Genomic DNA, 25,883 nt, shown 5'->3' on the forward strand with positions numbered 1-25,883 from the left:
GCAAAAAAATTCCGTTTTCAGAGGGCATTTTCTCAACCGGCGTATATTTTCAGTTACAATACGTTCTTGAAAAATCCCCGAATTAAAGACGCCGTATGAAAGAACACAAAGCCCGCAAACGCTTTGGGCAAAACTTTTTGCAAGACACGCGCATCATCAGCGATATTGTCAATGCCGTTCGCCCCGAAGCCGATGATATCGTTATCGAAATCGGCCCGGGTTTGGCCGCGATTACCGAGCCGCTGGCGAAAAAACTCAACCGACTGCACGTTTGCGAAATCGACCGTGATATTGTCAAGCGCTTGAAAACGCTGCCGTTTGCCGAAAAATTGGTGATACACGAAGGCGATGTGCTGCAATTTGATTTCAACAGTATTGCGGGCAAAAAGAAAATCGTGGGCAACCTGCCTTATAATATTTCCACGCCGCTGCTGTTTAAATTGGCCGAAGTAGCCGATGACGTGATTGATATGCACTTTATGCTGCAAAAAGAAGTGGTCGAGCGTATGGTGGCTCAACCGAAAACCAACGACTACGGCCGCTTGGGCGTGATGCTGCAATATTTTTTCGAGATGGAATCCCTGATTGACGTGCCGCCTAAGTCGTTCGACCCGGTACCGAAAGTCGACTCTGCCGTGGTGCGCATGATTCCGGCGAAACACCGCATCGGCAAGACCGATGATTTCGGATATTTTGCCAAACTGGTCAAACAGGCGTTTGCCCAGCGCCGCAAAACCATACGCAATAATCTGAAAGACATTGCCGCCGATGAAGATTTGCAGGCCGTGGGCATCAACCCGCAAGACCGTGCCGAACACATCGCGCCGGAAAAATATGTCGCCTTGAGCAATTATTTGGTGAATAAGGCCGTCTGAAAGTAAAACATGATTAAATTCAAAAACGTACACAAACACTTTAAAGATTTGCACGTGATTAACGGTGTGAATCTGGAAGTCAAGCAAGGTGAAGTGGTGGTGGTTTGCGGCCCGTCGGGCAGCGGTAAATCGACCTTGATCCGTACCGTCAACCAACTTGAAAGCATCGAGAGCGGTGAAATCTGGGTGGACGGTATAAATGTGGCCGATCCGAAAACCAATCTAAACAAAGTACGCGAAGAAGTGGGCTTTGTGTTTCAAAGTTTCAATCTCTATCCGCATTTGAGCGTGTTGGAAAATATTGTTTTGTCGCCGATGAAAGTAAAAGGGCAGAGCCGTGCCCAAGCCGAAGCCAAGGCGATGGAATTGCTGGAGCGCGTGGGTTTGGCGCACAAAAAAGATGCCCTGCCGAGCCAATTGTCCGGCGGTCAGCAACAGCGTGTGGCAATTGCCCGCGGCTTGGCGATGGAGCCGCGCGTGATGCTGTTTGACGAACCGACTTCCGCGCTGGATCCGGAAATGGTCGGCGAAGTCTTGCGCGTGATGAAAGACTTGGCGATGAGCGGCATGACCATGATGTGCGTGACGCATGAGATGGGTTTTGCCCGCGAAGTGGCCGACCGTGTGATTTTTGTCGATCACGGCCAAATCATCGAAGAAGCCACGCCGGAAGAATTTTTTACCAATCCGAAACACGAGCGCGCCAAGCAGTTTTTACAGCAGGTGATGACGCATTAATCAATGTGATAGGCCGTCTGAAAAGCGTTCAGACGGCATGAGAAATACAATGGAAACCAAAGGATAATCATGTATTTTGTTGACCGCACCGCCGTGGTGTTGAAACCGACCGCGCGTTTTTTGGAATGGCTGAAATCGGCGGATGAAAATATGCCGGATTTGACGGTGGAGCAAATCCGCATCAATTGCTCGATATTTCTGGTGCCGGAATTTGATGAACCGGAAGCGGTGATTTCGTATTTTGACGAGCGTTACCAGCAGATTTTTGAAGCAGAAATCGCCGGTTGGGACGTGGATAAAGCCAAATGGCCGCAAGATATGAGTTTGAAGGCGTTTTGGGAATTTTTTGAAATTGAAATCCATGACATGGTTTTGGACATGGAAGACGCGGATTTAAATGTCAGCCCCGTGTTCGATAATATGATGTAAGCCATGCGTGCATTTCAGACGGCCTTGAAACCTTCGCGCAGCCTGAAAATCATGGTGTTGGCTTTACACTTACTGGCAGCGGTGATGTGTGCGGTGTGGTTTTACGGCGCGATGTTTGGGCTGGGTTTGTTTGGTCTGGCGCTAAGCTCGGTTTTCGCTTGGTATCATGCCGATTTAAGAGGCCATCAAACGGTAAAGCAGATTGCGGTAAACCGTTTGCAGCAGGCTGCCATTTTTATCGGGCGCGAGCAGACCGCTTTTGAAGCGGTATTGGGTGGCGCCTCGTTGGTGACACGTCATGTGCTCTTTCTGCAATGGCACACCGGCAGCCGCACTATTTGGCAATTGGTGTTGCCTGATATGCTGGATAAGGAAGCGCATCGCCGTTTACGCGTATGGGCGCGTTGGTGTCAGGCGGAGCAAAATCCGTTTAAACAAAAAATCTGATGTGCATTGAGCATCATAAAATGCTGTCTGTTTCAGACGGCCTTGAATAATAATTACCTGAAAAATAATGAAAACACTGCAAGACTGGCTCTCTTATTTAGAAACCGCCCACAGCACCGGGCTCATCGACATGGGCTTGGAACGTGTGGGCGAAGTGAAAAACCGCATGGGCTTGACGCCGCAATGTCCTGTGGTGGTGGCGGCGGGCACCAACGGCAAGGGTTCGGTGTGTGCCTATTTATCGCAAATTTACAAGCAGGCCGGTTTTAAAGTCGGCACGCTGACCAGCCCGCATATTTTGCGTTTTAACGAACGCATTGCCGTGAATGCCGAACCGGTTGGCGATGCAACCATCGTGGAGGCGTTTGAGCGTATTGAAGCGGCGCGCGGTGATGTTTCGCTGACTTATTTTGAATTCAACACTTTGGCCGCGGTGGATATTTTCATACGCGCCGAAGTGGATGTGATGGTGTTGGAAGTCGGCTTGGGCGGGCGTTTGGACGCGGTAAACGTGTTTGATGCCGATTGCGCCGTGGTCACCAGCGTGGATTTGGACCATCAGGCATTTTTGGGGATACGGTCGAGCAGGTGGGTTTTGAAAAAGCGGGTGTGTTCCGCAGTGGCAAACCGGCGATTTGCGGTCAGAATCCGCCGCCGGAATCGTTGCGCCAACACGCTGAAAAAATCGGCGCGCATTTGCTGTTGGTTAAAGAAGATTTTGATTTCAACACCTTGGAAAATGTACAATGGAATTATCAGTTCCATCCGAAAGTTTCAGACGGCCTCTTACCCAAACGCCGCAATGCTTTGCCGTTCCCAGCTTTGCGCGGTGCGTACCAAACCGGCAATGCCGCCGTGGCGCTGACGGTGTTGGAATGTTTGGCCGACAAGCTGCCGATTGATATCGGTGCGATTAAGCGCGGCTTGCTGCTGGTGGAAAATCCGGGACGCTTCCAAGTGTTGCCGGGGCGTCCGCTCACCATTTTGGATGTCGGCCACAATCCGCATGCCGCCCGAGCCTTGCGCCTCAGCCTGATTAATCTGGCGTTTGCGCAAAACCGCATTGCCGTGTTCAGCATGTTGGCCGATAAAGATATCGACGGCGTGTTGGATATAGTGAAAGACCAGTTTGACGAATGGTATATCGCGCCCTTGGATATGCCGCGCGGCATGACGATTGATGCTTTGCAAGACAAACTGGTGGGGCACGGCATCGATAAAATCAAAGTATTCGACCATGTTCAAAGCGCTTACCAAGCAGCTTTGGCGAAAGCTTCTGAAAATGATAGAATTGTCGTTTTCGGTTCGTTTCATACTGTTGCCGATGTGATGGCGACGTTGTAAATAGGAAATTTCATGTCTGACGATAAGCAAAAAGAAGTTTTAACCGGTTATGAGCAGCTCAAGCGCCGTAACCGCCGCCGCTTGGTGATGACGTCAGGATTGGTTGTGGTTGCCGGTATTCTGTTGGCTTCCGTATTGAGTACAGGCAGCGACGACGAAGAAAAAACAGCCGTACCAACGGCCGCGGTGGCGCAAAATGATGCGCAAGGTGATGCCGCCAATGCCACCGTATTGGAGCCGAGTAATAAGGAAGAAGCACAAGCGGCCGCACAAGAGCAAGCAGCCGCACAGAGCAGTGAGCCTGAGCAACCGGTGGAAGTGTTGAGACCTGCTGCCGCTACACCGCCGCAAGATATCGGTGCGCCATTGGTGTTGATTAACGATAAATTGGTTGACAGCGATATCAAAGGTTTGGAGGAGTCGGAGCGCATTCGCAAGGCCGAAGAAGAAAAGCGTGCAGCGGAAGAGCAGAAAGCCGAAGCACGTCACCAACGTTTGGAAGAGCAGCGTGCGGCCAAACGTGCCGAAGAGAAGCGTTTAGCGGCAGAAAAAGAAGCAGCTAAGAAACGCGTTGCGGCAGCCAAAGCTGAAAAATCAGAGCGGAGCGCAGAAGCCGAACGCAAGCAGGCAGAAAAAGACGCTGCCGAGCGTAAAGCCAAACAAGCTGAAGAGAAAAAAGCAGCTGCGGCCAAAGCCAAAGTAGAAGCCGACAAAAAAGCAGCTGCGGCCAAATCTAAAGAAACCGAGAAAAAAGCTGCCGCTAAAAAAGCGGAACCGGCTAAGCCTAAGCCGACCGAAAAAGCAGCCGATAATGGTTCCAAAGGTCAAAAAGCCGCCATTCAGGCCGGTTATTCCGATAAAGAACGCGCACAAAGCCTGCAACGCAAAATGAAAGCTGCCGGTATCAATGCCACCGTCAGCGAAATCAAAACCGACAAAGGCGTGGTTTACCGTGTGAAATCAAACTCATATAAGAGTCGCCAAGAAGCTGCGAAAGATTTGGAAAAATTGCGTTCTAAAAACGGCATCGCAGGACAGATTGTGAATGAGTAATATTCCTTTGGCGGATTTGTTGGTTTTCGGCGTGATTGCGGCATGTATTATCATGTCGCTCATACGTGGTGTGATTGCCGAAATCAGCTCGCTGATTACTTGGATTGTGGCGTTTTTGATTGCCAAGTGGTTTGCTGTACCGTTCGCTGACATTGCTTTTAAATCTTTCGAACCGCAAGCCTTGGGTGTAGCATTGTCCTTTATCATGCTGTTTCTTGCGGCATGGCTGGTGCAGCGCTTCCTGCGCTCGTTGCTGACCGCCGGTGTGTCAGCCATTGGGTTGGGTAGTGTCAACCGCTTGCTCGGCGGTGTATTCGGCGCAGCCAAAGGCGTGCTGCTGGTGACCTTGGCGGTGATGGTTTGCTCCTACACCGATTTACCGGAAACGGAAGGCTGGCAAGTCTCACGCAGCATTCCTTATTTCGAAACCTTGGCGCATGATGTGGTGATGCCTTATTTGCCGACGATTGGCAACAGATTAAACGATACGGGCATTCCTTCATAACACAACCGGTTTCAGACGGCCTTTTGATACAGGCCGTCTGAAACCGGTTTAATCTTATTTTATTTCATTGGGTTAATTCTTTTATTCGGAGAACACAAATGTGTGGTGTATTAGGGTTGGTGAGTAACGAACCGGTCAATCAGCTTTTGTATGACGGTTTACAAATGCTGCAGCATCGCGGTCAGGATGCGGCGGGCATTGTGACGGCGGAAGGCAGCATGTTCCACATGCACAAAGGCAAAGGCATGGTGCGCGAAGTGTTCCGCACCCGCAATATGCGCGATTTAATCGGCCATTCCGGCATTGCACATGTGCGTTACCCGACAGCAGGCAACGCAGGCAGCAGCGCCGAAGCGCAGCCGTTTTACGTCAGCTCGCCTTTCGGCATCGTGTTGGCGCACAACGGTAATTTGACCAATACCGCCGAATTGTATGAAAACGTGTGCCACAAGCACCTGCGCCACATTAATACCAGCTCCGATTCGGAAGTGCTGTTGAATGTGTTTGCGCATGAGCTGCGCCATGAAGTCTCGAAAAATAGCGATAAAGTGTTGAGCACCGACAATGTATTTACCGCCGTTAAAGCCGTACATGAATTGGTGCGTGGTGCGTATGGTGTGGTGGCGATGATTGCCGGTTACGGTATGGTGGCTTTCCGCGATCCGTACGGTATCCGTCCGCTGGTGTTGGGGTCGAAAACCGATGAAAACGGCTTCAAGTCCTATGCCGTGGCTTCCGAATCGGTGGCCTTCAATGCTTTGGAATACGATTTGGAACGCGATATTGAGCCGGGTGAGGCGGTGTTCATCAGCTTCGACGGCCAGTTTTTCTCACGCCAATGCAGCGCATCACAACTGAAACCATGTTTGTTTGAATACGTTTATTTTGCCCGTCCGGACTCGGTGATTGACGAAGTATCTGTGTATCAGGCGCGTTTGGATATGGGTGTGTCGCTGGCAGAAAAAATCAAGCGCGAATTGCCGGTTGACGACATCGACGTAATTATGCCGATTCCCGATACCAGCCGCCCGAGCGCGATGGAATTGGCCATGCACTTGAACAAACCTTACCGCGAAGGCTTGATTAAAAACCGCTACATCGGCCGCACCTTTATTATGCCGGGGCAGGCGACGCGCAAAAAATCCGTTCGCCAAAAATTGAGCCCGATGGAAACCGAATTCAAAGGCAAAAGTGTGTTGTTGGTGGATGACTCCATCGTGCGCGGCACCACCAGCCGTGAAATCGTTGAAATGGTTCGTGCTTCGGGGGCACGCAAAGTCTATATTGCATCTGCCGCGCCGGAAGTACGCTTCCCGAATGTGTACGGCATCGACATGCCGACGCGTGAAGAACTGATTGCCAATGGCCGCACACCGGTTGAAATCGCACAGGAAATTAGTGCCGACGGCATCGTATTTCAAGATTTGAACGACTTGGAAGCCGTCGTCAAAGCCTTAAATCCGAAAATCGAAGGCTTTGATTCTTCTTGCTTTAACGGCATTTATCTGACCGGTGACATCGATGAAGCCTATTTGCAGCGTTTATCGGAAGGTAAAACCGGTTGCGGCGGCTTGAAAGTCATGCCAAGCAAAATGGAACACAGCATTACCATCAGCAGCAGCGACGAAGAATAAGTTAGGAAGAAAAGGCCGTCTGAAAACTAAAAAAGTTTTCAGACGGCTTAGAGCTTTGCAAAACCCCATAAACCACCAACATACTCCAAATAGCCGTCATTTCTTCGTAAGTTTTAATGTATCTTATTGTTTAATATAAATATTTTATTCAATCGTTTATCGTTGTAAAAATACATTCCTGCCTACGCGGTAATGACTTCGGTTTGTTGTGCACTGGCTTTTCAAGGAGTTTTACAGAGGTCTTGGCCTTTTGATTTCGTGGCAATAAAGCCCACAAAGGATTCATCATGACAGCAGAAATCAAAAATTACATCACACCCGCCGGCTGGCAGGCGTTAAAAGACGAGCTTTATCACCTCGTCAACAAAGAGCGCCCCGAAATCGTACAAATCGTCAACTGGGCAGCGAGCAACGGTGACCGCAGTGAAAACGGCGATTACCTTTACGGCAAACGCCGCATGCGTGAAATCGACCGCCGCATCCGTTTCCTAACCAAACGTTTGGAAGCGGCGGTAGTGGTCGATCCGGAAGCACGTGAAGCGACGGATCAAATATTTTTCGGTGCTACAGTCGGGTTATTGCGTGGCGATGGCAGTGAACAAACCGTGAAAATCGTTGGTGTTGATGAAATTGATGCCGCAAAAAACAAAATTTCGTGGGTTTCTCCCTTGGCACGTTGTCTGATTAAAGCACGCGAAGGCGATGAAGTGGTGCTTTATGGGCCGGAAGGTGGTGAAGAAATTGAGATTTTATCGGTCGACTATTGCCGCATTGACTGAGGCTGTCTGACAGATCGGTTGGCTATTTCCAACAGCCTAGCATCAAGGCCGTCTGAAATATTCAGATGGCCTTGTCATTATTTGAATGGCACTCATGAAAAATAAAAAAAAATGCCGCACCGATAGGAAATGGTGCGGCCAAATCTCAATAGCCAGAGAGAGTTACATAAAAAATCACAGCAAAAAGGTTAACGTTGACGTGCTTTAAAACGCGGGTTGCTTTTGCAAATCACATACATTTTACCTTTACGGCGTACGATTTGGCAGTCGCTGTGGCGTTTCTTAGCTGTTTTCAGGGAAGATAAAACCTGCATTATTTATCCTTTCTTAAAGAACCCATCATCGATTGGAAACGTTGATGGAACTTGCTGGCGCGACCTTCGGTCGTTACGTTGCGCTGTTTTCCGGTATAAATAGGGTGGGAAGCGGAAGACGTATCCAAAGAAAATAATGGGTATTCGTTACCGTCTTTCCAAACCATGGTTTTACCGTGGGTATTGGCGCATGAACTGATGAGCCAGCCTTCGTTGGTACCGCTGTCGTAGAATAAAACGGTGCGGTAATTATCGGGGTGAATATCGGGTTTCATAAGCTTACTAGAAAAACGTTATAGTATAACATTATATACCTATTTTTCTAAAAGACAAGTTTGTGATCGGCCAAAATTCCAGCATCAAGCCTAATCATCTGTTTTACTTTGAGATTTATTATCATTTCAGACGGCGTAGGCTGGAAATATCCATATCCATTTGTAGAGAATTTGATAAAATACGCTTTCAGACGGCCTTATCAATAGCAAGGCCGTCTGAAATTTTTGAATTGTTTCTGCAGGCCGTATTCGGACGGCTTGTGCTTAAAAGATTGATATGTATAAAGTCATACCGATTATTCATGTGCTGTCTAAGCTCGGCGTGTTGTTTTCGCTGTTGCTGATGGTGCCGACGCTGATGTCGTATTTTTTTCTCGACAGTGCGTTCCCGGCATTTGCACGCACCGCGCTGGTGACAACGTTTTCTTCCTGCACCATCTGGCTGCTGACGCTACGCTATAACCGTGAGTTGCGCCCGCGCGACGGTTTTACGCTGGTGATTATGCTGTGGCTGGCGTTTGCGGTGGTGGCGGCGGTGCCGATTTATTTATATGTGCCACACATGAGTTTTACCGATGCGTTTTTTGAGGCAATGTCGGGTTTAACCACTACGGGGGCAACGGTCATCACCAGCTTGGATACCTTGGCGCCGTCGGTCAATTTTTGGCGGCACATGCTCAACTGGTTGGGCGGTATGGGTATTATCGTGTTGGCGGTGGCGATTTTGCCTATGTTGGGGGTTGGTGGTACGCAGCTTTTCAAGGCGGAAATTCCGGGTTTGGATAAAGAAAGCAAGATGGCGCCGCGGATTTCGCAAGTTGCCAAAAAGTTGTGGGCGCTTATCTTTTAACCACGGTAGCGGCATTTTTTTCCTTGCATTGGGCGGGGATGAGTTGGTTTGATGCCCTTTGCCATGCGATGTCGTCGGTGGCTTTGGGCGGGTTTTCGACACACGATGACAGCATCGCTTATTTCAATTCGATGAAAATCGAATGGACGATTATGTTTTTCACCTTGTTCGGCGGCATTAATTTTGCCAGCCACTTTGCTGCGCTGGGCGGGCGTTCGTTAAAAGTGTATTGGAAAGATGAAGAATGCCGTGTGCTATTACTGGTGATGACCTGCAGCATCATCATGGCCAGCCTGTATTTGTGGCACAAAGAATTTTATCCGTCGTTGGCTGATGCGTTTCGCTTTGTCAGCTTTAACTTTATGTCGATTGGTTTGGCTAGCGGCTTTTCCAATACCGATTTTGCTAAGTGGCCGCTGCTGATTTCGCTATGGATGTTTTTCTTGTCTAACGTATTGGCATGTTCCGGCTCGATGGGCGGCGGTATTAAAAACGTGCGTGGTTTGGTGCTGTTCAAATTCAGCTTGCGCGAAATGATGATTCTGCTGCATCCGCGTGCGGTACGCACAGTGAAGGTCAACAACCGCAGCATTTCCGAGCGTATGGCTCTGACGGTGATGTCGTTTATTTTTGTGTATTTTATGACCGTGGTTTTGTTCAGCTTCTTAATGATGGTCACCGGCTTGGATTTTGTTTCCGCGTTCACGGCGGTAATTGCCTGTATCACCAATGCGGGTCCGGGTTTGGGCGAAGTCGGGCCGGCCCATAATTATGCCAGCTTGAATGATGTGCAAAAGTGGTTGTGTACGATCGTGATGCTGTTGGGGCGCTTGGAAATTTTCACGGTGTTGATTCTGTTTACACCCGCGTATTGGAAGAAATAAGTGTTGGCATAAAACAGGCCGTCTGAAAATCATTTTTCAGACGGCCTGTTGCTTTTAAGCGGATTATTTAACGTATTGCTTCAACAATTCGGCAAAGTCTTTTGCGGTTTCGGGGTGCTTCAGACCATAAGCCAAAGTGGCCTCCAGATAACCTAATTTACTGCCGCAGTCGTAGCGTTTGCCTTCAAAAGCGTGTGCCAACACGAATTCGTGATCCAGCAGGCGGGCGATGGCGTCGGTAAGTTGGATTTCATTGCCTGCACCGCGTGGGAGATTGGTCAGTAAATCAAAAATGCGCGGGGTCAGAATGTAGCGGCCAACCACGGCTAAGTTGGAAGGGGCTTCTTCCGGTTTTGGTTTTTCCACAATATTGGTGATGCGCTGGAAGCTTTTGAGCTGTTCCACTTCGACAATGCCGTATGAACCGGTTTGCGACGGATCGACGGTCTCAACGCCTAATACGCTGTTGCCGCTTCGGTTGTAAATATCGACCATCTGTTTCAATGCGCCTTGCGGTGCGTCAATCAGGTCGTCGGCCAGAATTACGGCAAACGGCTCTTCTCCAACGGCGGCACGGGCGCACAACACGGCATGACCCAAGCCCAAGGCTTCGGCTTGGCGGATATACAGACAAGTGATTTCAGGCGGCAGAATGTCTTTAACATGCGCCAGCAGTTTTTCTTTGTTGCGCTGCTCCAATTCGTTTTCCAGCTCGTAGGCTTTGTCGAAATGGTCTTCAATGCTGCGTTTTTTGCGGCCGGTAATAAACACCATTTCGGTGCAGCCTGCGGCAACGGCTTCTTCCACCGCGTATTGAATCAAAGGCTTATCGACAATCGGCAGCATTTCTTTCGGACTGGCTTTGGTGGCGGGCAAAAAACGTGTGCCCATACCGGCAACGGGGAAAACGGCTTTTTTAATCGGTTTCATGATGTCTCCACAGTTTAAAATTTCGGGTCTCGGCTGTTTGACCCGACAATATCTAAAAATTCATTTTTTTTACGGGTTGAACCAAGTCAGCAATTCGGCTTCGCTGATAACGGCCACACCTAAGGCATGGGCTTTTTCCAGCTTGCTGCCAGCCGCTTCGCCCGCAACCACGAAATCGGTTTTTTTCGACACGCTGCCGGAGACTTTGCCGCCGGCGGCTTCAATCATGGCTTGTGCTTTGTCGCGTTTCAGTGTCGGCAGTGTGCCGGTCAGGACGAATGTTTTGCCGGACAGGCCGCTTGGGCGGGATTCCGTTATTGTATCGGTTTCAGACGGCATATGTTGTAAAAATTGCCGCATGACTGTTAAAAGCGACAAATTGGCCGGAATACTGCGCCATTGCTGCCATTCTGCGGGTAGGGCTTTATCGAGGATTAGGCCGTCCGCGCTTTTTCCGGCCAAATCCCATAGCGCGGCAGCTTTTTTTTCGCTGATTTTGAAACCGGGCAGACGGTTAATCCAGCGTTCGGGGTAACGTATTGAGCCAGCGGCAGGCTGGTGGTTTGCGTTTGCGGCGCAACACCGACGGCCAGTAATTCGTCAATCATGTTTTGCTGCTCGGGTTGGGCGAAAAAGCGGGCAATCGAATGCGCGACCACGCTGCCGATGTCGGGCAAACAAGCTAAAACAGGCTCGGGCGCGTGGCGGACTTTTTCTAAATCGCCAAATGCCTGTGCCAATGATTTGGCTGTGCGTTCGCCAACATGGCGGATGCCCAGTGCGAATAGGAAACGTGCCAAATCAGGCTGTTTGCTGGCTTCGATACCGTCTAGAATATTTTGTGCCCACTTGGTTGGCGATGCTTTTTTACTGCTTTTGAGGCCGTCTGAAAATATTAAAGGGGTTTCAGACGGCATATCTTCTGTATTAGTTTGCGTTTCCGCTTGCTCGGCGTTTTCTTTCATTTTTTGCAAGGTGGCGATGTCCAGACGGTATAAATCGGCAAAATGTCGCACCAAATCCTGCGCCACCAGTTGCTCGATTTGGCGTTGGCCGAGGCCGTCGATGTCCATGGTTTTGCGCGAAGCAAAGTGAATCAAGCCTTGCGCCCGCTGCGCCTGACACAGCATGCCTCCGCTGCAACGTGCCACGGCTTCGCCTTCTTCACGCTCGATGTCGCTGCCGCAAATCGGGCAATGTTCGGGTAGGCGGTATTGTGGGTAGAGCGGTTCGGTGGCAGTAGATGTGTTTTCAGACGGCGTGGCAAACAAATCATCTTGCCGGCTGTCTGAAAGATGATTTTGTGTTTCAATGGTTTGCATCGGCCGGCGGTCGAACACCACGCGTACCACTTCGGGAATCACATCACCCGCGCGACGCACAATCACCGTGTCGCCGATGCGCACGTCTTTGCGCTGCGCTTCGCCTTCGTTGTGCAAGGTGGCATTGGTGACGGTTACGCCGCCGACAAACACCGGCTGCAGACGCGCTACCGGTGTGACGGCGCCGGTGCGGCCGACTTGCACATCAATCGCTTCCACCACGGTCAAAGCTTCTTCGGCAGGGAATTTGTGCGCAATCGCCCAGCGCGGCGCACGTGAAATGAAGCCCAGCGTTTCTTGTTGCGCCAAACTGTTGACCTTGACCACCATGCCGTCGATTTCATACGGCAGGGAAGAGCGTTTTTGCTGCATTTGTTCGTAAAAAGCCAATACTTCGCTGATATTCGGGAAACAGCCGAATTGGCCGTAGGGAAGGCTGAAGCCGAGTTCGCTCAAGTAAGCCAATTCTTGAATGTGTTCTTGCGAAACGAAGCCGCCTTCCTGTTGCGCGATGCCGTAGGCGAAAAAGTGCAGTTTGCGTTGGGCGGTGATTTTGGAATCGAGTTGGCGTAAGCTGCCTGCGGCGGCATTACGCGGATTGGCAAACGTTTTTTGGTTTTGCTCGGTCTGACGTTGGTTGAGTGCGGCAAAATCGGCTTTGAGCATCAACACTTCGCCGCGCACTTCAATCAGTTTCGGCACATTATCGCCGTGTAAGCGCAAGGGAATATTGGCGATGGTTTTCACATTTTGCGTGACATCTTCGCCGTTTGCGCCATCACCGCGTGTAGCGGCTTGCACCAGTACGCCGTTTCGATACAGCAGACTGATGGCTAAGCCGTCGAATTTGGGTTCAATGACATATTCAACCGCCGTACCGTTTAAACCTCCGCGCACGCGTTCATCAAAAGCATACATTTCCTTATGGTCGAACACGCCTTCTTCGTTTTGTGGTGAAAAAGCATTGTTCAGCGATAACATTGGCACGGTATGGCGCACGCTGGCAAAACCATCCAAAGCCGCGCCGCCGACACGCTGGGTCGGGCTGTCGGGCTGTTTCAAATCAGGGTGTGCCGCTTCCAAGGCTTCCAGTTCGCGGAACAGGCGGTCATATTCGGCATCGGGCACCGTCGGCGCATCGAGTGTGTAGTATTCGTAGGCGTAGCGGTTGAGTAGGGTGGTCAGGTTTTTGATTTTTTGTTCGGTTGCGTTCATGGTTGAAAATGTTCAGACGGCCTTTGAATGATGGTAAAACAGGCCGTATGAAAAAAACATAAAATAGATAGATGGATTTTACCTGAAAAAAGCGGATACGCTGTGATACGTATCCGCTTTTTTTGGGGAAATAGCTTTATGAGAACAAACGCAGCGATTGTTTGCTGCCGGGCTTGATGCCCACTTTCAGCATTTCTTCCTGGCGCGCCAATACATAATTGCGCACGTCTTTCAGCCAAGGGGTAGACACTTCTTCCATTTTGTCGTTAACCAAGTCCAAGCTCAACTGGCCGGACAGTTTAACCGCCAAGTCCATAAACAGGTCGAAGGTTTTTTCACCGGCCGGAATGTGCGGAATGTCGAACAGCATGCTGAAGCCACGGTAGGCTTGGTTGTTCAGCAAGGCGCCGGTAAACGGTGAATTGTCGAGCGATGCCAAGACAAACATCGGATTGCCGTTTTCATCAGGGTAATGGAACGTGCCGTCTTCAGCCAAATTGAAACCCACGCCTTCAACAGCCGAGCGCAATTCCAAGCCGCTGATGCTGGAGCGTGATACCAAATGGATGGCAATGGTTTGGTCGACACGTTCGCAGAAGCTGTCGAGTGCTTGGGCAACTTCGACAAAAGCCGGCAAATCGGTGTAGCGTACGTGGCCACCTACCAATTGGGCAAAGGCAGCAACTTGTTGGTTGAATTGGCCCAATTCTTCCGGCAAAGCCAAGCCATTGCGGCTGACGGCTTGCAGGCCCATCACAAAGCCTTGGTAATACACGCCCGGAATCGGCTCGGCCACTTGGAAGCGGTCGTCCATGGTACAACCGATGATTTGGAAACGGTGTCGGTTAGACAAGCGCGGCAGGGCATGCAATTCTTGCGCTTCATTCAAAGCAATATAGGCCAGATAGTCAAAGCGCGGGTCGAACCAAGGCAGCTCAACTTGTACCAATTCATCCAAGTTCACCAAATTGCCGTGTTGTGTGGCAGAAGTGGTTTGGGTGTTGATTTCATTGTTTAGACCAATCACCGTGTGATGAACCGGCTCGTCAGTGAAATCGTCCTCCATCGCGAGCTCGATGTCGGTTTTGATGGCTGAGGGTTTCGCCAATTTGGCTTTGGCGGCATAAATTTCATCTTGCTCTTGCAGGTTGCGCAAAGCAGCGTCTTCGGCTTTTTTTTGCTTTTTCAACAACAAACCGTGGCCGCCGGATTCTTTGCCGTCGCGCACATGGCTGGTTTTGCTGGCCAGCAGTGCATCTTTATCGGAATGGCCGAATTGCTCGCGCACTTGTTTGCGGTATTGGTTTTCTTGATACATATTGTAGGCAATCACGGCCAAAATAATGGCCAGGCCTAAAACGATAATAATCATGGTGGGCACTCTTGGGGAAAGAAATTTCTGGAGTGGCGCAATGCCGGATTCGAACCGCAATCGGGACATCACGGTAATGTTCGGATTATAACGAAATTTAACTGTTCTGACAGCATTAAGCATAAAACCGGCGGCAACTTTGCTTCAGGCCGTCTGAAAAAGTCAACGCTCTACCGGAAAACCTGCTTTGATTAAGCGTGGCCAGTCGAAAAAATGGCCGGGGTCGGTTTTGCGGCCGGGGGCGATATCCTGATGGCCGGTAATGGCTGTGATGGGGTATTGCGCTTGTAATGCGTTTAACAGATGGTGCAAGGTTTGGTATTGCGCTTCGGCAAAAGGCTCGAAATCGCAGCCTTCCATTTCTATGCCGATGGAAAACAGATTGCATTTTTCATGCCTTTGGAATGACGACACGCCGGCATGGTAAGCCATGTCGTCGCAGGAAACAAATTGCACCGCTTCGCCTTCGCGGGTGATGAAAAAGTGACTGGATACCCGCAAAGCGTGAATCACGCTGAAAAACGGATGTTGCTGCGGTTGGATTTGGTTGGTAAACAGCTTTTCTACTGCGCCGTTGCCGTATTCAAACGGAGGCAGGGAAATATTGTGCAGTACCACCAGAGAGATTTTTTCACTGGCAGGGCGGGCTTCAAAATTGGGCGAATAGGCTTGGCGGGCAGCCGACCAGCGCCCTTGTTGCCAAGAAGATGCAAAATTCATGTTTCAGACGGCCTTTAATATAATACTTTTATTCGATTATTCGACAAATGCTGCGTTAAGTGTAAATCTTCGGCAAAGACAGCGCATTCGGTTATACTGTCGCCCGATTAAACTTGATGGCACATCCTACCATGTTGAATAAATTGTTGAAATGGCTGCTGGTGTTTTTTCTGGCCGTGATGGCGGCGGTAGCGGCATTGTTGTTCGTACCAAAAGACAACGGTAAAACCTACCGCGTGAAAGTTGCTAAAAACCAAGGCATTTCGTCGGTGAGCCGCAAATTGGCTGATGACGGGCTGATTTACAACCGTCATGTATTGATGTTGGCCGCGTATGCAACCGGTATGCACAATCAGTTAAAAGCAGGCACTTACCGCATGCCGGCCAAAGCATCGGCGTGGGATGTGTTGCAAAAATTACGCAGTGGCCGTCCCGATACCGTGAGCGTGAAAATTGTAGAAGGTATGCGTTTTGCCACCATGCGCAAAATCATCAATGAAACCGAAAGCATTCAGCACGACACCGCCCAATGGAGCGATGAAAAGCTGATGGCCGAAATCGCGCCCGACGCTTTAAATTCAAACCCTGAAGGCCAGTTTTTCCCCGACAGCTATGAAATCGATGCCGACAGCAGCGATATTCAGATTTACCGTTTGGCCTATAAAACCATGCAGCGCGAACTCAGCGCCGCGTGGGACGAGCGTCAGAGCGGGCTGCCGTATAAAAATCCGTATGAATTGCTGATTATGGCCAGCATTATTGAAAAAGAAACCGGCCATCCGGCCGACCGTGCGCATGTGTCGTCGGTGTTTAAAAACCGCTTGGCCATCGGTATGCGCCTGCAAACCGACCCGACCGTGATTTACGGCATGGGTAGCGCCTATCAAGGGCGCATCCGAAAAGCCGATTTGCAACGCGATACCCCTACAACACCTACACCCGCGCAGGCCTCACGCCAACCCCGATTGCCTTGCCGGGCAAGGCGGCACTGGAAGCTGCCGCGCATCCTTCGACCGAAAAATACCTCTATTTCGTGTCAAAAATGGACGGTAGCGGCTTGAGCCAGTTCAGTCATACTTTGGATGAACACAATGCCGCTGTGCGCAAGTATATTTTGAAAAAGTAAGACCCGTATGAATAAAAGGCCGTCTGAAAATACAATAATATTGTAAAATTTCAGATGGCCTGAGGTGTAGGAAATTGTCGGGTTGTTTACACTTTTTATGCAAAACAGCTTTTATTTTCTGCCTAAATGATTGTTTTAGGATTGTTGAGCATTATCAAGAACCATGCGGCGTTGCCGTGCCTTTCGGCATTCTTGACAATACTCGAAAATCCCAAAATGAGTCTTCAAGCAAAAAAGCAAAAGTGTAAACAGCGCTAGGATTTTCTACACCTGAGACCTTTGCAAAACCCTAAGGTTGAGTGCAGTTCGCAGTTATAGCGGCACAGAAAGCGCAGACCTATCATTTAGACAGGCAAGCTTTCGGGCAGCGCATAACGAAGAAATGTGCCAAAGATAGGGTTTTGCAAAGGTCTCGGCTTATTATGTAAGCTATTTAGATTTAAGGAATTCCATGAACGCGCAATTCATTACGCTCGACGGTATAGACGGTGCCGGAAAATCAACCAACTTGGCGGTGATACAGGCATGGTTTGACGAACGCCGATTGCCGGTGGTTTTTACACGCGAGCCGGGCGGTACGGCGATGGGCGAAGCCTTGCGTGAACTGTTGCTTAATCCGCAAACCCAAGTCAGCCTGCGGGCAGAAACATTATTGATGTTCGTAGCGCGGCAGCAGCATCTTGAGTCGGTTATCCGTCCGGCTCTGGATGAGGGCATCCATGTGGTATCCGACCGCTTCACCGATGCAACGTTTGCCTATCAGGGCGGCGGTCGCGGGGTGCCGTTGGCAGATATTGAAATTTTGGAACAGTGGGTACAGCAGGGGCAGCATCCTGATTTGACGCTGCTGCTGGATGTGCCGTTGGATGTATCGATGGCGCGTATTGCTCAAGCACGGCAGAAAGATCGTTTCGAGCAGGAGCAGGCGGATTTTTTTATGCGGGTGCGTGAGGCGTATTTGAACCGCGCCGCTGCCGCACCACAGCGTTATGCTGTAATCGACAGCAACCGCGAACGTGAGTTGGTCAAGCAGGATATCGAGGCCGCATTAAGCCGTCATTTCGGGATTTAATTCAAAAATAAACAAAAGGCCGTCTGAAAAACAAGATTGACATTTTTCAGACGGCTTTCCTTGCTTTTTATCAAATACTTTCCTGTTGCTGATAAAAATAATCAAATTAACGGTATGCCCAATCAGGGTTGCATGTTAGAATTACGCCCGATTACATCAGCTTGAAATTATCGAGTTTGTTGCTTTTGTATCTTACCGCCTGACCGATTTTCAGACGGCATACACTCTTCACAGCATAAATTATTGCAACAGGATTAGCACAATGGAAAATACATTAAAAGATGCAGCACTGAAATTCCACGAATTTCCCGTTCCGGGTAAAGTATCCGTTACCCGACAAAATCTCTGAGCACTTCGGAAGATTTGGCATTGGCCTACTCTCCAGGTGTTGCATTCCCTTGTTTGGAAATCGAAGCCGACCCTCAAGCCGCTTACAAATACACCGCCAAAGGCAATTTGGTTGCCGTGATTTCCAACGGTACCGCCGTTTTGGGTTTGGGCAACATCGGCGCACTGGCCGGTAAGCCTGTGATGGAAGGCAAAGGCGTATTGTTTAAAAAATTCGCCGGCGTGGATGTATTCGATATTGAAATCGACGAAAAAGACCCACAAAAATTAGTCGACATCATCGCTGCATTGGAGCCGACTTTCGGCGGCATCAACTTGGAAGATATTAAAGCCCCGAGTGCTTCTACATCGAACGAGAATTGCGCAAACGCTGCAAAATTCCGGTATTCCACGACGACCAACACGGCACCGCCATCATTACCGCTGCCGCCGTATTGAACGCTTTGCGCCACACCGGCCGCGACATCAGCGAATCCACTTTGGTATGTTCCGGCGCAGGTGCCGCTGCGATTGCGTGTTTGAACCAATTGTTGGCAGTCGGCCTGAAACGTGAAAACGTGACCGTGTGCGACTCTAAAGGGGTGATTTACCAAACCCGTGAAGATAAAGACCGCATGGACGAATCGAAAAAATTCTACGCGGTAGAAGACAACGGCTCACGCAACTTGGCCGATGCCGTAAAAGGCAAAGACATCTTCTTGGGTTTGTCCGGCGCGAATGTATTGACTCCTGAAATGCTGTTGACCATGAACGACAAACCAATCGTGTTTGCCATGGCGAATCCGAATCCTGAAATCATGCCGCCATTGGCGAAGGAAACCCGCCCGGACGTGGTCATCGGTACCGGACGTTCCGACTTCCCGAACCAAGTGAATAATGTATTGTGTTTCCCATTTATCTTCCGTGGCGCATTGGATTGCGGTGCAACCACCATCAATGAAGAAATGAAACTGGCTTGCGTATACGCTTTGGCTGATTTGGCGATGGAAGAAGTAACCGAAGAAGTCACTGCTGCTTACGGCAAGAAATTTGAATTCGGTGCGGATTACCTGATTCCAACCCCATTCGATTCACGTCTGTTGCCACGCGTAGCCGCTGCTACTGCCAAAGCAGCGATGGAAAGCGGTGTAGCGACCCGTCCGATTACCGATTTGGACGCTTACCAGGCCAAATTGAGCGAATGGAAGCTGTAAGTTTTGAATTCATCGGGCAATTTGCCTGATTGAATCAAAACCCTAAAACACAGGCCGTCTGAAACATTCAGACGGCCTTGATTATGTCAATAAGCCCCATTTATTTCGGTTTGCGGTACATATCGTGACATGATTTGCAGCTGGCGCCCACCTCGCCGTAAGCGGCTTTAATGGTTTCCAAGTTGCCGCCTTGAGCCGCTTGGTTGAGTTTGGCCACGGCGGCATGGAATTTTTCTTCTTCGGCTTTGAATTTGGCTTCATCTTGCCAAATAGCCGGCAGCGCATCGCCATTGCCTTGCGGGTCGGATTGGAAATGTTCAAATGGTTTTTTGCTGCTTTCGGCAAATTTGGCGGCGTTGGCTTTAAAGGTCTCGACAACGTAGGTTTCTTCGCCTTTCACCATTTTGCCCATGCTCATGAATTCCGGCATCATCAATTTGAACGCGGCGGTGCGTTCTTCCGAAATATGGCCTTTGGGCTCGGCAGGTGCGCCGCCGCAGGCGTAAAGAGCAAAAGCGGTAGCCGCAAAAATCAGGGAAGTTTTGATTTTCATGGTGTGTCCTTGTGGTATGATTGTGTTGATGAAAGACGGTGAGGTCGAGACCTTTGCAAACTCCCCATCTTTGGCACATTTCTTCGTTACGCTGCCCGAAAGCTTGCCTATCTAGATGATATGTCTGCGCTTTCTGCGCTGCTATAACTTTGAACTGTATTCAAATCCGGGGTTTTGCAAAGGTCTCAGGCCGTCTGAAAAATAAAAGGATGCAATCATACCTGAAACCGTGTGAAAAATGAAAGGAAACAGTATGGCGATTTTGATTACCGGCGCTTCGGCCGGATTCGGCGAAGCGATGTGCCGCAGCTTTGTGGCGGCGGGCTACCATGTTATTGGTGCGGCGCGCCGTTTGGATAAATTACAGGCATTGGCCGATGAATTGGGCGGCCAGTTTTACGCGCTGGAAATGGACGTGTCCAAAACCGAATCCATCCGTAATGCGCTCGACAGCCTGCCGGAAAATTTCAGCGAAATCGACTGCTTGATTAATAATGCCGGTTTGGCCTTGGGCTTGGACAATGCCGACAAAGCCGATTTCGGCGATTGGGAAACCATGATTCAAACCAACATCGTCGGCCTGACTTTTCTCACGCGCCAAGTGTTGCCGCAGATGGTGGAACGCAATCAGGGCTACATCATGAATTTAGGTTCGATTGCGGGCACATACCCTTATCCGGGCGGCAATGTGTATGGCGCGACCAAAGCATTTGTGCGCCAATTCAGTCTGAATCTGCGCGCAGATTTGGCGGGTAAAAACATCCGCGTCACCAACATCGAACCGGGCCTGTGCGGCGATACCGAGTTTTCCAATGTGCGCTTTAAAGGCGATGACGAACGCGCAGCCGATTTATATAAAAACGTGCAGTTTATCCGCCCGCAAGACATTGCCGACACCGCTTTGTGGCTGTATCAGCGTCCGGCGCACATGAACGTCAACGCCATTGAAATCATGCCGGTGGCGCAAACGTTCAACCCGCTCAAAGTCACCAAAGACGAAACCACTGCTGTGGCGGTGGCCGAAGAGAGCTTCGAGAAACAAAGCACCTCATTATTCGGCAGAATCAAATCATGGTTTAAATAAGTCTTTCTTACAGGCCGTCTGAAAGCAGCATAAGGCTTTCAGACGGCCTTGATGTATCTGAATATAGACAAACACGTTATAATAAGACCATCTGAAAAGGCCATCTGAAAGCCCCTTAATGAATCCTTTGAAACAGAAAATTTTAGAACAAGCCCGCATTGACGGCGCGCAGGTAACCGCTTTACGCGAGCAGGTGCTGGATATCGTGTTGCAGCAAACCGGCGTCATTAAGGCCTACAATGTTTTGTCGCTGATGCAGCAGCAAAGCGAAGGTGTGGTTGCGCCGCCTACCGCCTACCGTGCTTTAGATTTTTGGGCGGAGCAGGGCGTGTTGCACAAAGTGGCTGCGGTGAATGGTTATGTATTGTGCAGCCACGCGCAGCATGAGTGCGGCGAGCATTGCCATGATGACGAAGAAATCGCCACCCACCATAGCGCGTTTATTCTGGTGTGCACCGAGTGCGGTGCGGTTGATGAGCAAACCTTGAGCCAAGAATGGACGGCCTTACGTGCCGGCGTGGCCGAAAGCGGCTTTGCGTTGAAAGAAGAACACGTTGTTTTAACAGGAATCTGCAAGAAATGTCAGTAAAGAAAACCAAAGTCCACCTGATTTCCGGCTTCTTGGGTACCGGCAAAACCACCGCGCTCAAAAGTCTGATGGCGCAAAAAGACCCGAATGAAAAATGGGTGATTATCGTCAACGAATTCGGCGAAATCGGTATTGACGGCGCGGTATTGAGTGACGACGGTATTCCCGTGGCCGAAATCGCCGGCGGTTGTTTGTGTTGTACTGCCGGCGCACAAATGGGCAGCACCGTGCAAAAAATGCTGCGCGATGCCGAACCCGACCGACTGATGATTGAAGCCAGCGGTTTGGCACACGCCGCCAGCGTGATTGATGAGCTCAAAGCCCCGCCGTTGAAAGACTTGGTAGAAATCGCCGCCGTGTTTACCGTGGTCGATCCACGCCAATTCATCGACCTGAATTACGCCAACCAAGCCTTGTATAAAGACCAAATCGGCGTGTGCGATGTGCTGGTGGCCAGCAAAACCGGTTTGTGTACGCCCGAGCAAATGGCCGAATTTCACGACAAAGCATCTAAATTGTTCCCGCCGAAAGCCAAAGTGGTTGAAGTGCAAAATGCCCAGCTTGATATCCAATGGCTGGATATTCCGGTGGTCGAAAAATCACGCTACCGCATCAAAGCCTTGCCCGACAACACCATGGGTTTCCAATCCGAAGGCTTCACTTTCCCTGCCAGTAAAGAATTCGACGGCGAACGCCTGACCCATTTTTTCAACGACCTGCCGAAAATGACCGAAGGCTTAGTGCGCGCCAAAGGCGTGTTCCAAGTGCTCGGCACATGGGTGTGGCTCAACTGGGTAGACGGCCAATGGGGCGCGAACCAAGTTTCATGGCGGCGCGATTCGCGGTTTGAGCTGATTGCCAAATCGTTTGACGCGGATTTGATTCAGCAGAAATTGAATGAAGCGATGGAAAAATAATGTTACTAGGAAAATAAAAGAGAAGCATTTGTTCAAAACTACAAGTTTTTTTCCCAATAGGGATGCTGGCAGGTGTTGTTATTGTAGTGAGTTCTAAATATAAAGCTGTTAGCGTGAATTTAGATGCATTATTTGGAGCTTTTGTCAGCCCTGTTGCAATATTCATATTTTTATCAATGATATTTTTTATTAAGTTTTTCCGGCAGATTCCTTGGTTAATTAATCATGTTAATTTTATAAACAATTATGAAAATAAAATAATATCAGAGTTGAGAGACTTAATTCTTATAGTGTTGTCTTTTCTTGCGGGAGTTACGGTATTTTCATTGTTATATGACCCGAATAATCAGGAAGGCAGCTATGGTGTATTATCCTCATTTTTGTTTGTGGGACTTTATGTTGCAATATTTAATGGGTTAATATCTGGGTGGTTTGAGAAATTTGCTCAAGAAAAAATGAAAATTCAGCCAATCTGGTTAAAGGCAATTTTGTTTGTCTGTTCATTGGTAGTATTAATCGTAAATATAACTAGTTCTAATTTTTCCAATTAAGGCCATTAGCTGAAAAACAATGATATCGTTTGAAAATAATTTTGCTTTAGCTTCGTAGAAACTTTGTTTTCAGACGGCCTCAACACTCAAGAAAGCAAATCCCATGTGGCGTTATATTTTCCAACGCTTGTTACTGTTAATCCCCACGCTGCTCGGTATTCTGGCGGTAACGTTTGCGATTATCCAATTCGTGCCCGGCGGGCCGGTGGAGCAGATGGTGCAGCAGCTGACCCAAAGTGCGGCGGTGGGCGAGGCGGGTAGCGGTGCCGTGAATATGATGAAACCGGGCAACTTGAGCGCCGATGACATAGCGGCGTTGAATGCGCTTTACGGGTTTGACAAGCCGCCGTTGACGCGTTTTGTTGAGATGGTCGGGCGCTTTGTCCGATTTGATTTGGGCGAGAGTTTTTTTCATCATCAAACCGTGTTTGAATTGGTGAAAGAAAAAATGCCCGTTTCGATGAGCTTGGGGCTGTGGACGTTTTTCCTGACCTATCTGATTTGCATTCCGCTCGGTATTGCCAAGGCGGTGCGCGACGGCAGCCGCTTTGATATGTTCACCGGCATGGTGGTGTTGGCCGGCTACACGATTCCGCCGTTCGTGTTGGGCTTGGTATTGCTGGTGTTGTTCGGCGGCGGCAGCTTTTTCTCATGGTTTCCGCAGGGCGGTTTGGTGAGCGATGACTGGGAAAATTTAAGCACGTTTGCCAAAATCAAAGATTATCTGTGGCACATGGCCTTGCCGGTTACCGCTTCGGTGGCGGGTAATCTGGCGGTGATGACGGTGTTGACCAAAAACGTATTCCTTGAAGAAATCCGCCGTCAGTATGTCTATACCGCCCGCGCCAAGGGTTTGCCCGAACGGCAGATTTTGTGGAAACACGTGTTCCGCAACGCCATGATTCCGCTGATTACCGGTTTTCCGGCCGCCTTTATCGGCGCGTTTTTCACCGGCAGCCTGCTGATTGAAACGCTGTTTTCGCTCGACGGGCTGGGTTTGTTGTCATACGAAGCGGTGATGAAGCGCGATTACCCGGTGGTGATGGGCACGCTGTATGTGTTCACGCTGATGGGGCTGCTGGCGAAATTGTTGTCGGATATTTCCTATTCGTGGGTCGATCCGCGCATTCATTTTGGCGGGCAGAAGTAGGCCGTCTGAAAGATTTGAGGATAAAACAATGAAAAGTTTGAAAGAGATTAAACAATCAAGCAGTCGCCATTATAAAAGTGAAGCCAATAAAGTGGTGGATATTGCCCTGCAAAATGATGAAGCCGGCAAACGTTTGGTTCTGCACAGTGCCAACGCGTGATTGCGGCACACAAAAACGAATTAGAAAAGCTGGCATATAAATGAAGGGAATTAATGTTGGTTTTGTGGTGGCTGTGCACGATGAAATTATCCGGCAAACCGGGGGTAGGGCGTGCCGGTGTTCATTTTGAACGTCTGGAAAGTGCTCGGCAGAATCGATTAGCAGATTTATTACAACCAAATCGAAAATATTTATGAAATTGCCGCTCGGTATGGCATTGTTCTAGCGAAAGGCCATGCATTTGTTGACGGTAATAAACGTACCGGCTTGGCTACCATGCTCACCTTTTTGGAAATTCAAGGTGTGGGTATTCAATACGATACCGGTTTGGATGATTTGATGGCGGAGCATGTAGCCGAATTCCTATATCAATTGACACTATAAAACCTTTCAGACGGCCTCAACAAAACACAACGATGAAGACACTCTCTCACAATCCCACATGGCAGGCTTTTAAGCAGCACAAACGCGGCTGGTTGGCATTGCGCGTGCTGGCGGTGCTGTTTGCCGTGGCACTGGCCGCGCCGCTGTGGAGCAACGACAAGCCGCTGTGGATTCGGTATCAGGGCAAAACCTATTTTCCGCTCATCAATACCTATCACGAAACCGAATTCGGCGGCGATTTTGACACGCCTGCCGATTATCTCGACCCTTTAATCCGTCAAAACATCACGTCCGACGGCAATTTTGCTCTGTATCTGCCCAATCCTTACGCCGCCAATACCTTAAATGATTTCGACACCCAACCCGATCCGGCAAGGCCGTCTGAACGGCATTGGCTGGGCACGGATGACCGCGGCCGCGATGTGCTGGCGCGTTTGGTGTATGGTTTCCGCGATTCGCTGCTGTTTGCGCTGGCCTTGACCGCCGTGACCACGTTTATCGGCGTGGTGATGGGCGCGGTGCAAGGTTATTTCGGCGGCAAAACCGATTTGCTGATTCAGCGCTTTTTGGAAATTTGGGGCGGCCTGCCCGAGCTTTATCTGCTGATTATTTTGTCGTCGTTTTTTAATCCGAGCTTGCTGATTTTATTGCTGCTGTTGTCGCTGTTCGGCTGGATGGGGCTGTCGGACTATGTGCGCGCCGAATTTTTGAAAAACCGTCAGGCCGATTATGTGTTGGCGGCAAAAAGCATGGGCGTGGGCAACGGCACGATTATGTGGCGGCACATTCTGCCCAACAGCCTCACGCCGGTGTTGGCGTTTTTGCCGTTCCGCATTTCCGGTGCGGTGTTGGCTTTAACCAGCTTGGACTTTTTGGGGCTGGGCGTACCCGCTTCGCAAGCCAGCTTGGGCGAGCTGTTGGCGCAGGGCAAAGACAATCTCGATGCATGGTGGATAGGCTTGTCGGCAGTCGGCGCGTTGACGGTGATGTTGCTGCTGTTGGTGATGGTGGGCGAAGGCTTGCGCCATGCATTTGACGTGCGGGCGCGGAATTGATTTCAGACGGCCTGA

Annotated in this window: 23 protein-coding genes and 5 pseudogenes; 21 read left to right on the top strand and 7 right to left on the bottom strand. The window is 49.8% G+C overall.

The features are described 5' to 3' along the window. The first annotated feature begins 95 nt into the window (after positions 1-95). The 9 genes and pseudogenes from rsmA to greB all read left to right on the top strand — a co-directional run bounded on the left by rsmA (position 96) and on the right by greB (position 7,804). Positions 96-875, top strand: a complete 780-nt coding sequence (gene rsmA / locus CGZ65_RS03065; protein WP_096294776.1) for a 16S rRNA (adenine(1518)-N(6)/adenine(1519)-N(6))-dimethyltransferase RsmA — start codon at positions 96-98, stop codon at positions 873-875. Positions 876-884: 9 nt separating this feature from the next. Then, positions 885-1,613 carry an amino acid ABC transporter ATP-binding protein gene (locus tag CGZ65_RS03070; protein WP_096294777.1) on the top strand — a complete coding sequence of 243 codons (729 nt, stop codon included), beginning with the start codon at positions 885-887 and terminating at the stop codon, positions 1,611-1,613. Between the two features lie 69 nt (positions 1,614-1,682). Further along, positions 1,683-2,042, top strand: a complete 360-nt coding sequence (locus CGZ65_RS03075) for a hypothetical protein (protein ID WP_096294778.1) — start codon at positions 1,683-1,685, stop codon at positions 2,040-2,042. 3 nt (positions 2,043-2,045) lie between these two features. Continuing rightward, positions 2,046-2,489, top strand: coding sequence for a protein YgfX (locus CGZ65_RS03080; protein ID WP_096294779.1), 444 nt, complete (start codon positions 2,046-2,048; stop codon positions 2,487-2,489). Between the two features lie 67 nt (positions 2,490-2,556). Beyond that, positions 2,557-3,833, top strand: a pseudogene (gene folC / locus CGZ65_RS14845) (bifunctional tetrahydrofolate synthase/dihydrofolate synthase). Between the two features lie 12 nt (positions 3,834-3,845). Next, complete coding sequence (ftsN, locus tag CGZ65_RS03090; RefSeq protein ID WP_096294780.1) at positions 3,846-4,886, top strand: cell division protein FtsN; 1,041 nt, start codon at positions 3,846-3,848, stop codon at positions 4,884-4,886. Continuing rightward, entirely contained in the window at positions 4,879-5,391 is a 513-nt protein-coding gene (locus CGZ65_RS03095; RefSeq protein ID WP_096294781.1) for a CvpA family protein, read from the top strand. The genes ftsN and CGZ65_RS03095 overlap by 8 nt, the downstream gene beginning before the upstream one ends. Positions 5,392-5,489: 98 nt before the next feature. Next, positions 5,490-7,025 (top strand): amidophosphoribosyltransferase, encoded by a 1,536-nt coding sequence (gene purF, locus CGZ65_RS03100; protein ID WP_096294782.1) that lies wholly within the window; start codon positions 5,490-5,492, stop codon positions 7,023-7,025. Between the two features lie 287 nt (positions 7,026-7,312). Then, the gene (gene greB, locus CGZ65_RS03105; RefSeq protein WP_096294783.1) at positions 7,313-7,804 is read left to right on the top strand and encodes a transcription elongation factor GreB; all 492 of its coding nucleotides are present in this window, start codon (positions 7,313-7,315) and stop codon (positions 7,802-7,804) included. Between the two features lie 188 nt (positions 7,805-7,992). Here the strand turns inward: greB and ykgO are convergent, their stop codons facing one another. Together ykgO and CGZ65_RS03115 are read right to left on the bottom strand one after the other, a co-directional pair. Next, a complete protein-coding gene (gene ykgO / locus CGZ65_RS03110) occupies positions 7,993-8,118 on the bottom strand; it encodes a type B 50S ribosomal protein L36 (protein WP_096294784.1) in 126 nt (41 codons plus the stop codon). Beyond that, complete coding sequence (locus CGZ65_RS03115; protein ID WP_096294785.1) at positions 8,118-8,393, bottom strand: type B 50S ribosomal protein L31; 276 nt, start codon at positions 8,391-8,393, stop codon at positions 8,118-8,120. The genes ykgO and CGZ65_RS03115 overlap by 1 nt, the downstream gene beginning before the upstream one ends. Positions 8,394-8,670: 277 nt before the next feature. Between CGZ65_RS03115 and CGZ65_RS03120 the strand changes: the two are divergent. Continuing rightward, positions 8,671-10,127 (top strand): annotated as a pseudogene (locus tag CGZ65_RS03120) (TrkH family potassium uptake protein). Positions 10,128-10,190: 63 nt separating this feature from the next. Here the strand turns inward: CGZ65_RS03120 and galU are convergent. From galU to ampD, 4 genes and pseudogenes are all read right to left on the bottom strand, one after another. Then, positions 10,191-11,057: a UTP--glucose-1-phosphate uridylyltransferase GalU gene (galU, locus tag CGZ65_RS03125; RefSeq protein WP_096294786.1), complete on the bottom strand. Its 867-nt coding sequence runs from the start codon at positions 11,055-11,057 to the stop codon at positions 10,191-10,193. A 69-nt stretch (positions 11,058-11,126) separates the two neighbouring features. Next, positions 11,127-13,594, bottom strand: a pseudogene (ligA, locus tag CGZ65_RS03130) (NAD-dependent DNA ligase LigA). Positions 13,595-13,730: 136 nt separating this feature from the next. Then, entirely contained in the window at positions 13,731-14,966 is a 1,236-nt protein-coding gene (locus CGZ65_RS03135; protein ID WP_096294787.1) for a cell division protein ZipA C-terminal FtsZ-binding domain-containing protein, read from the bottom strand. Between the two features lie 162 nt (positions 14,967-15,128). Next, positions 15,129-15,686 (bottom strand): 1,6-anhydro-N-acetylmuramyl-L-alanine amidase AmpD, encoded by a 558-nt coding sequence (gene ampD / locus CGZ65_RS03140; RefSeq protein ID WP_096294788.1) that lies wholly within the window; start codon positions 15,684-15,686, stop codon positions 15,129-15,131. Between the two features lie 131 nt (positions 15,687-15,817). Here ampD and mltG point away from each other — a divergent pair. From mltG to CGZ65_RS03155, 3 genes and pseudogenes are all read left to right on the top strand, one after another. Beyond that, positions 15,818-16,812, top strand: a pseudogene (gene mltG / locus CGZ65_RS03145) (endolytic transglycosylase MltG). Positions 16,813-17,263: 451 nt separating this feature from the next. After that, entirely contained in the window at positions 17,264-17,884 is a 621-nt protein-coding gene (tmk, locus tag CGZ65_RS03150; RefSeq protein WP_096294789.1) for a dTMP kinase, read from the top strand. Between the two features lie 262 nt (positions 17,885-18,146). Continuing rightward, positions 18,147-19,425, top strand: a pseudogene (locus CGZ65_RS03155) (malic enzyme-like NAD(P)-binding protein). Between the two features lie 100 nt (positions 19,426-19,525). Here CGZ65_RS03155 and CGZ65_RS03160 read toward each other — a convergent pair. After that, a complete protein-coding gene (locus CGZ65_RS03160) occupies positions 19,526-19,978 on the bottom strand; it encodes a c-type cytochrome (RefSeq protein WP_096294790.1) in 453 nt (150 codons plus the stop codon). 253 nt (positions 19,979-20,231) lie between these two features. On the opposite strand from CGZ65_RS03160, the gene CGZ65_RS03165 reads away from it, so the two are divergent. From CGZ65_RS03165 to CGZ65_RS03195, 8 genes are all read left to right on the top strand, one after another. Beyond that, positions 20,232-21,062 (top strand): SDR family oxidoreductase, encoded by an 831-nt coding sequence (locus tag CGZ65_RS03165; RefSeq protein ID WP_096294791.1) that lies wholly within the window; start codon positions 20,232-20,234, stop codon positions 21,060-21,062. Between the two features lie 118 nt (positions 21,063-21,180). Further along, positions 21,181-21,651: a Fur family transcriptional regulator gene (locus tag CGZ65_RS03170; RefSeq protein ID WP_096294792.1), complete on the top strand. Its 471-nt coding sequence runs from the start codon at positions 21,181-21,183 to the stop codon at positions 21,649-21,651. After that, positions 21,642-22,568: a CobW family GTP-binding protein gene (locus CGZ65_RS03175; RefSeq protein WP_096294793.1), complete on the top strand. Its 927-nt coding sequence runs from the start codon at positions 21,642-21,644 to the stop codon at positions 22,566-22,568. Before CGZ65_RS03170 ends, CGZ65_RS03175 begins: the two co-directional genes overlap by 10 nt. Before the next feature lie 62 nt (positions 22,569-22,630). Then, positions 22,631-23,119, top strand: coding sequence for a hypothetical protein (locus CGZ65_RS03180; RefSeq protein WP_096294794.1), 489 nt, complete (start codon positions 22,631-22,633; stop codon positions 23,117-23,119). Positions 23,120-23,222: 103 nt separating this feature from the next. Next, positions 23,223-24,269 carry an ABC transporter permease subunit gene (locus CGZ65_RS03185; RefSeq protein WP_096294795.1) on the top strand — a complete coding sequence of 349 codons (1,047 nt, stop codon included), beginning with the start codon at positions 23,223-23,225 and terminating at the stop codon, positions 24,267-24,269. A gap of 28 nt (positions 24,270-24,297) precedes the next feature. Next, on the top strand, positions 24,298-24,429 hold the full coding sequence (locus CGZ65_RS14565) for a hypothetical protein (RefSeq protein ID WP_269768622.1): 132 nt from the start codon (positions 24,298-24,300) through the stop codon (positions 24,427-24,429). A gap of 216 nt (positions 24,430-24,645) precedes the next feature. After that, positions 24,646-24,813 carry a type II toxin-antitoxin system death-on-curing family toxin gene (locus tag CGZ65_RS15060; protein ID WP_232507572.1) on the top strand — a complete coding sequence of 56 codons (168 nt, stop codon included), beginning with the start codon at positions 24,646-24,648 and terminating at the stop codon, positions 24,811-24,813. A gap of 32 nt (positions 24,814-24,845) precedes the next feature. Beyond that, complete coding sequence (locus CGZ65_RS03195) at positions 24,846-25,868, top strand: ABC transporter permease (protein WP_096294796.1); 1,023 nt, start codon at positions 24,846-24,848, stop codon at positions 25,866-25,868. Positions 25,869-25,883: the final 15 nt, after the last annotated feature.

This window comes from Neisseria weixii (assembly GCF_002327085.1).
Lineage (GTDB): Bacteria > Pseudomonadota > Gammaproteobacteria > Burkholderiales > Neisseriaceae > Neisseria > Neisseria weixii.

Excerpts from the sequence above, each read along its gene's own strand:
- rsmA (WP_096294776.1), top strand. The coding sequence starts at position 96 with ATGAAAGAACACAAAGCCCGCAAACGCTTTGGGCAAAACTTTTTGCAA.
- CGZ65_RS03070 (WP_096294777.1), top strand. The coding sequence starts at position 885 with ATGATTAAATTCAAAAACGTACACAAACACTTTAAAGATTTGCACGTG.
- CGZ65_RS03075 (WP_096294778.1), top strand. The coding sequence starts at position 1,683 with ATGTATTTTGTTGACCGCACCGCCGTGGTGTTGAAACCGACCGCGCGT.
- CGZ65_RS03080 (WP_096294779.1), top strand. The coding sequence starts at position 2,046 with ATGCGTGCATTTCAGACGGCCTTGAAACCTTCGCGCAGCCTGAAAATC.
- ftsN (WP_096294780.1), top strand. The coding sequence starts at position 3,846 with ATGTCTGACGATAAGCAAAAAGAAGTTTTAACCGGTTATGAGCAGCTC.
- CGZ65_RS03095 (WP_096294781.1), top strand. The coding sequence starts at position 4,879 with ATGAGTAATATTCCTTTGGCGGATTTGTTGGTTTTCGGCGTGATTGCG.
- purF (WP_096294782.1), top strand. The coding sequence starts at position 5,490 with ATGTGTGGTGTATTAGGGTTGGTGAGTAACGAACCGGTCAATCAGCTT.
- greB (WP_096294783.1), top strand. The coding sequence starts at position 7,313 with ATGACAGCAGAAATCAAAAATTACATCACACCCGCCGGCTGGCAGGCG.
- ykgO (WP_096294784.1), bottom strand. The coding sequence starts at position 8,118 with ATGCAGGTTTTATCTTCCCTGAAAACAGCTAAGAAACGCCACAGCGAC.
- CGZ65_RS03115 (WP_096294785.1), bottom strand. The coding sequence starts at position 8,393 with ATGAAACCCGATATTCACCCCGATAATTACCGCACCGTTTTATTCTAC.
- galU (WP_096294786.1), bottom strand. The coding sequence starts at position 11,057 with ATGAAACCGATTAAAAAAGCCGTTTTCCCCGTTGCCGGTATGGGCACA.
- CGZ65_RS03135 (WP_096294787.1), bottom strand. The coding sequence starts at position 14,966 with ATGATTATTATCGTTTTAGGCCTGGCCATTATTTTGGCCGTGATTGCC.
- ampD (WP_096294788.1), bottom strand. The coding sequence starts at position 15,686 with ATGAATTTTGCATCTTCTTGGCAACAAGGGCGCTGGTCGGCTGCCCGC.
- tmk (WP_096294789.1), top strand. The coding sequence starts at position 17,264 with ATGAACGCGCAATTCATTACGCTCGACGGTATAGACGGTGCCGGAAAA.
- CGZ65_RS03160 (WP_096294790.1), bottom strand. The coding sequence starts at position 19,978 with ATGAAAATCAAAACTTCCCTGATTTTTGCGGCTACCGCTTTTGCTCTT.
- CGZ65_RS03165 (WP_096294791.1), top strand. The coding sequence starts at position 20,232 with ATGGCGATTTTGATTACCGGCGCTTCGGCCGGATTCGGCGAAGCGATG.
- CGZ65_RS03170 (WP_096294792.1), top strand. The coding sequence starts at position 21,181 with ATGAATCCTTTGAAACAGAAAATTTTAGAACAAGCCCGCATTGACGGC.
- CGZ65_RS03175 (WP_096294793.1), top strand. The coding sequence starts at position 21,642 with ATGTCAGTAAAGAAAACCAAAGTCCACCTGATTTCCGGCTTCTTGGGT.
- CGZ65_RS03180 (WP_096294794.1), top strand. The coding sequence starts at position 22,631 with ATGCTGGCAGGTGTTGTTATTGTAGTGAGTTCTAAATATAAAGCTGTT.
- CGZ65_RS03185 (WP_096294795.1), top strand. The coding sequence starts at position 23,223 with ATGTGGCGTTATATTTTCCAACGCTTGTTACTGTTAATCCCCACGCTG.
- CGZ65_RS14565 (WP_269768622.1), top strand. The coding sequence starts at position 24,298 with ATGAAAAGTTTGAAAGAGATTAAACAATCAAGCAGTCGCCATTATAAA.
- CGZ65_RS03195 (WP_096294796.1), top strand. The coding sequence starts at position 24,846 with ATGAAGACACTCTCTCACAATCCCACATGGCAGGCTTTTAAGCAGCAC.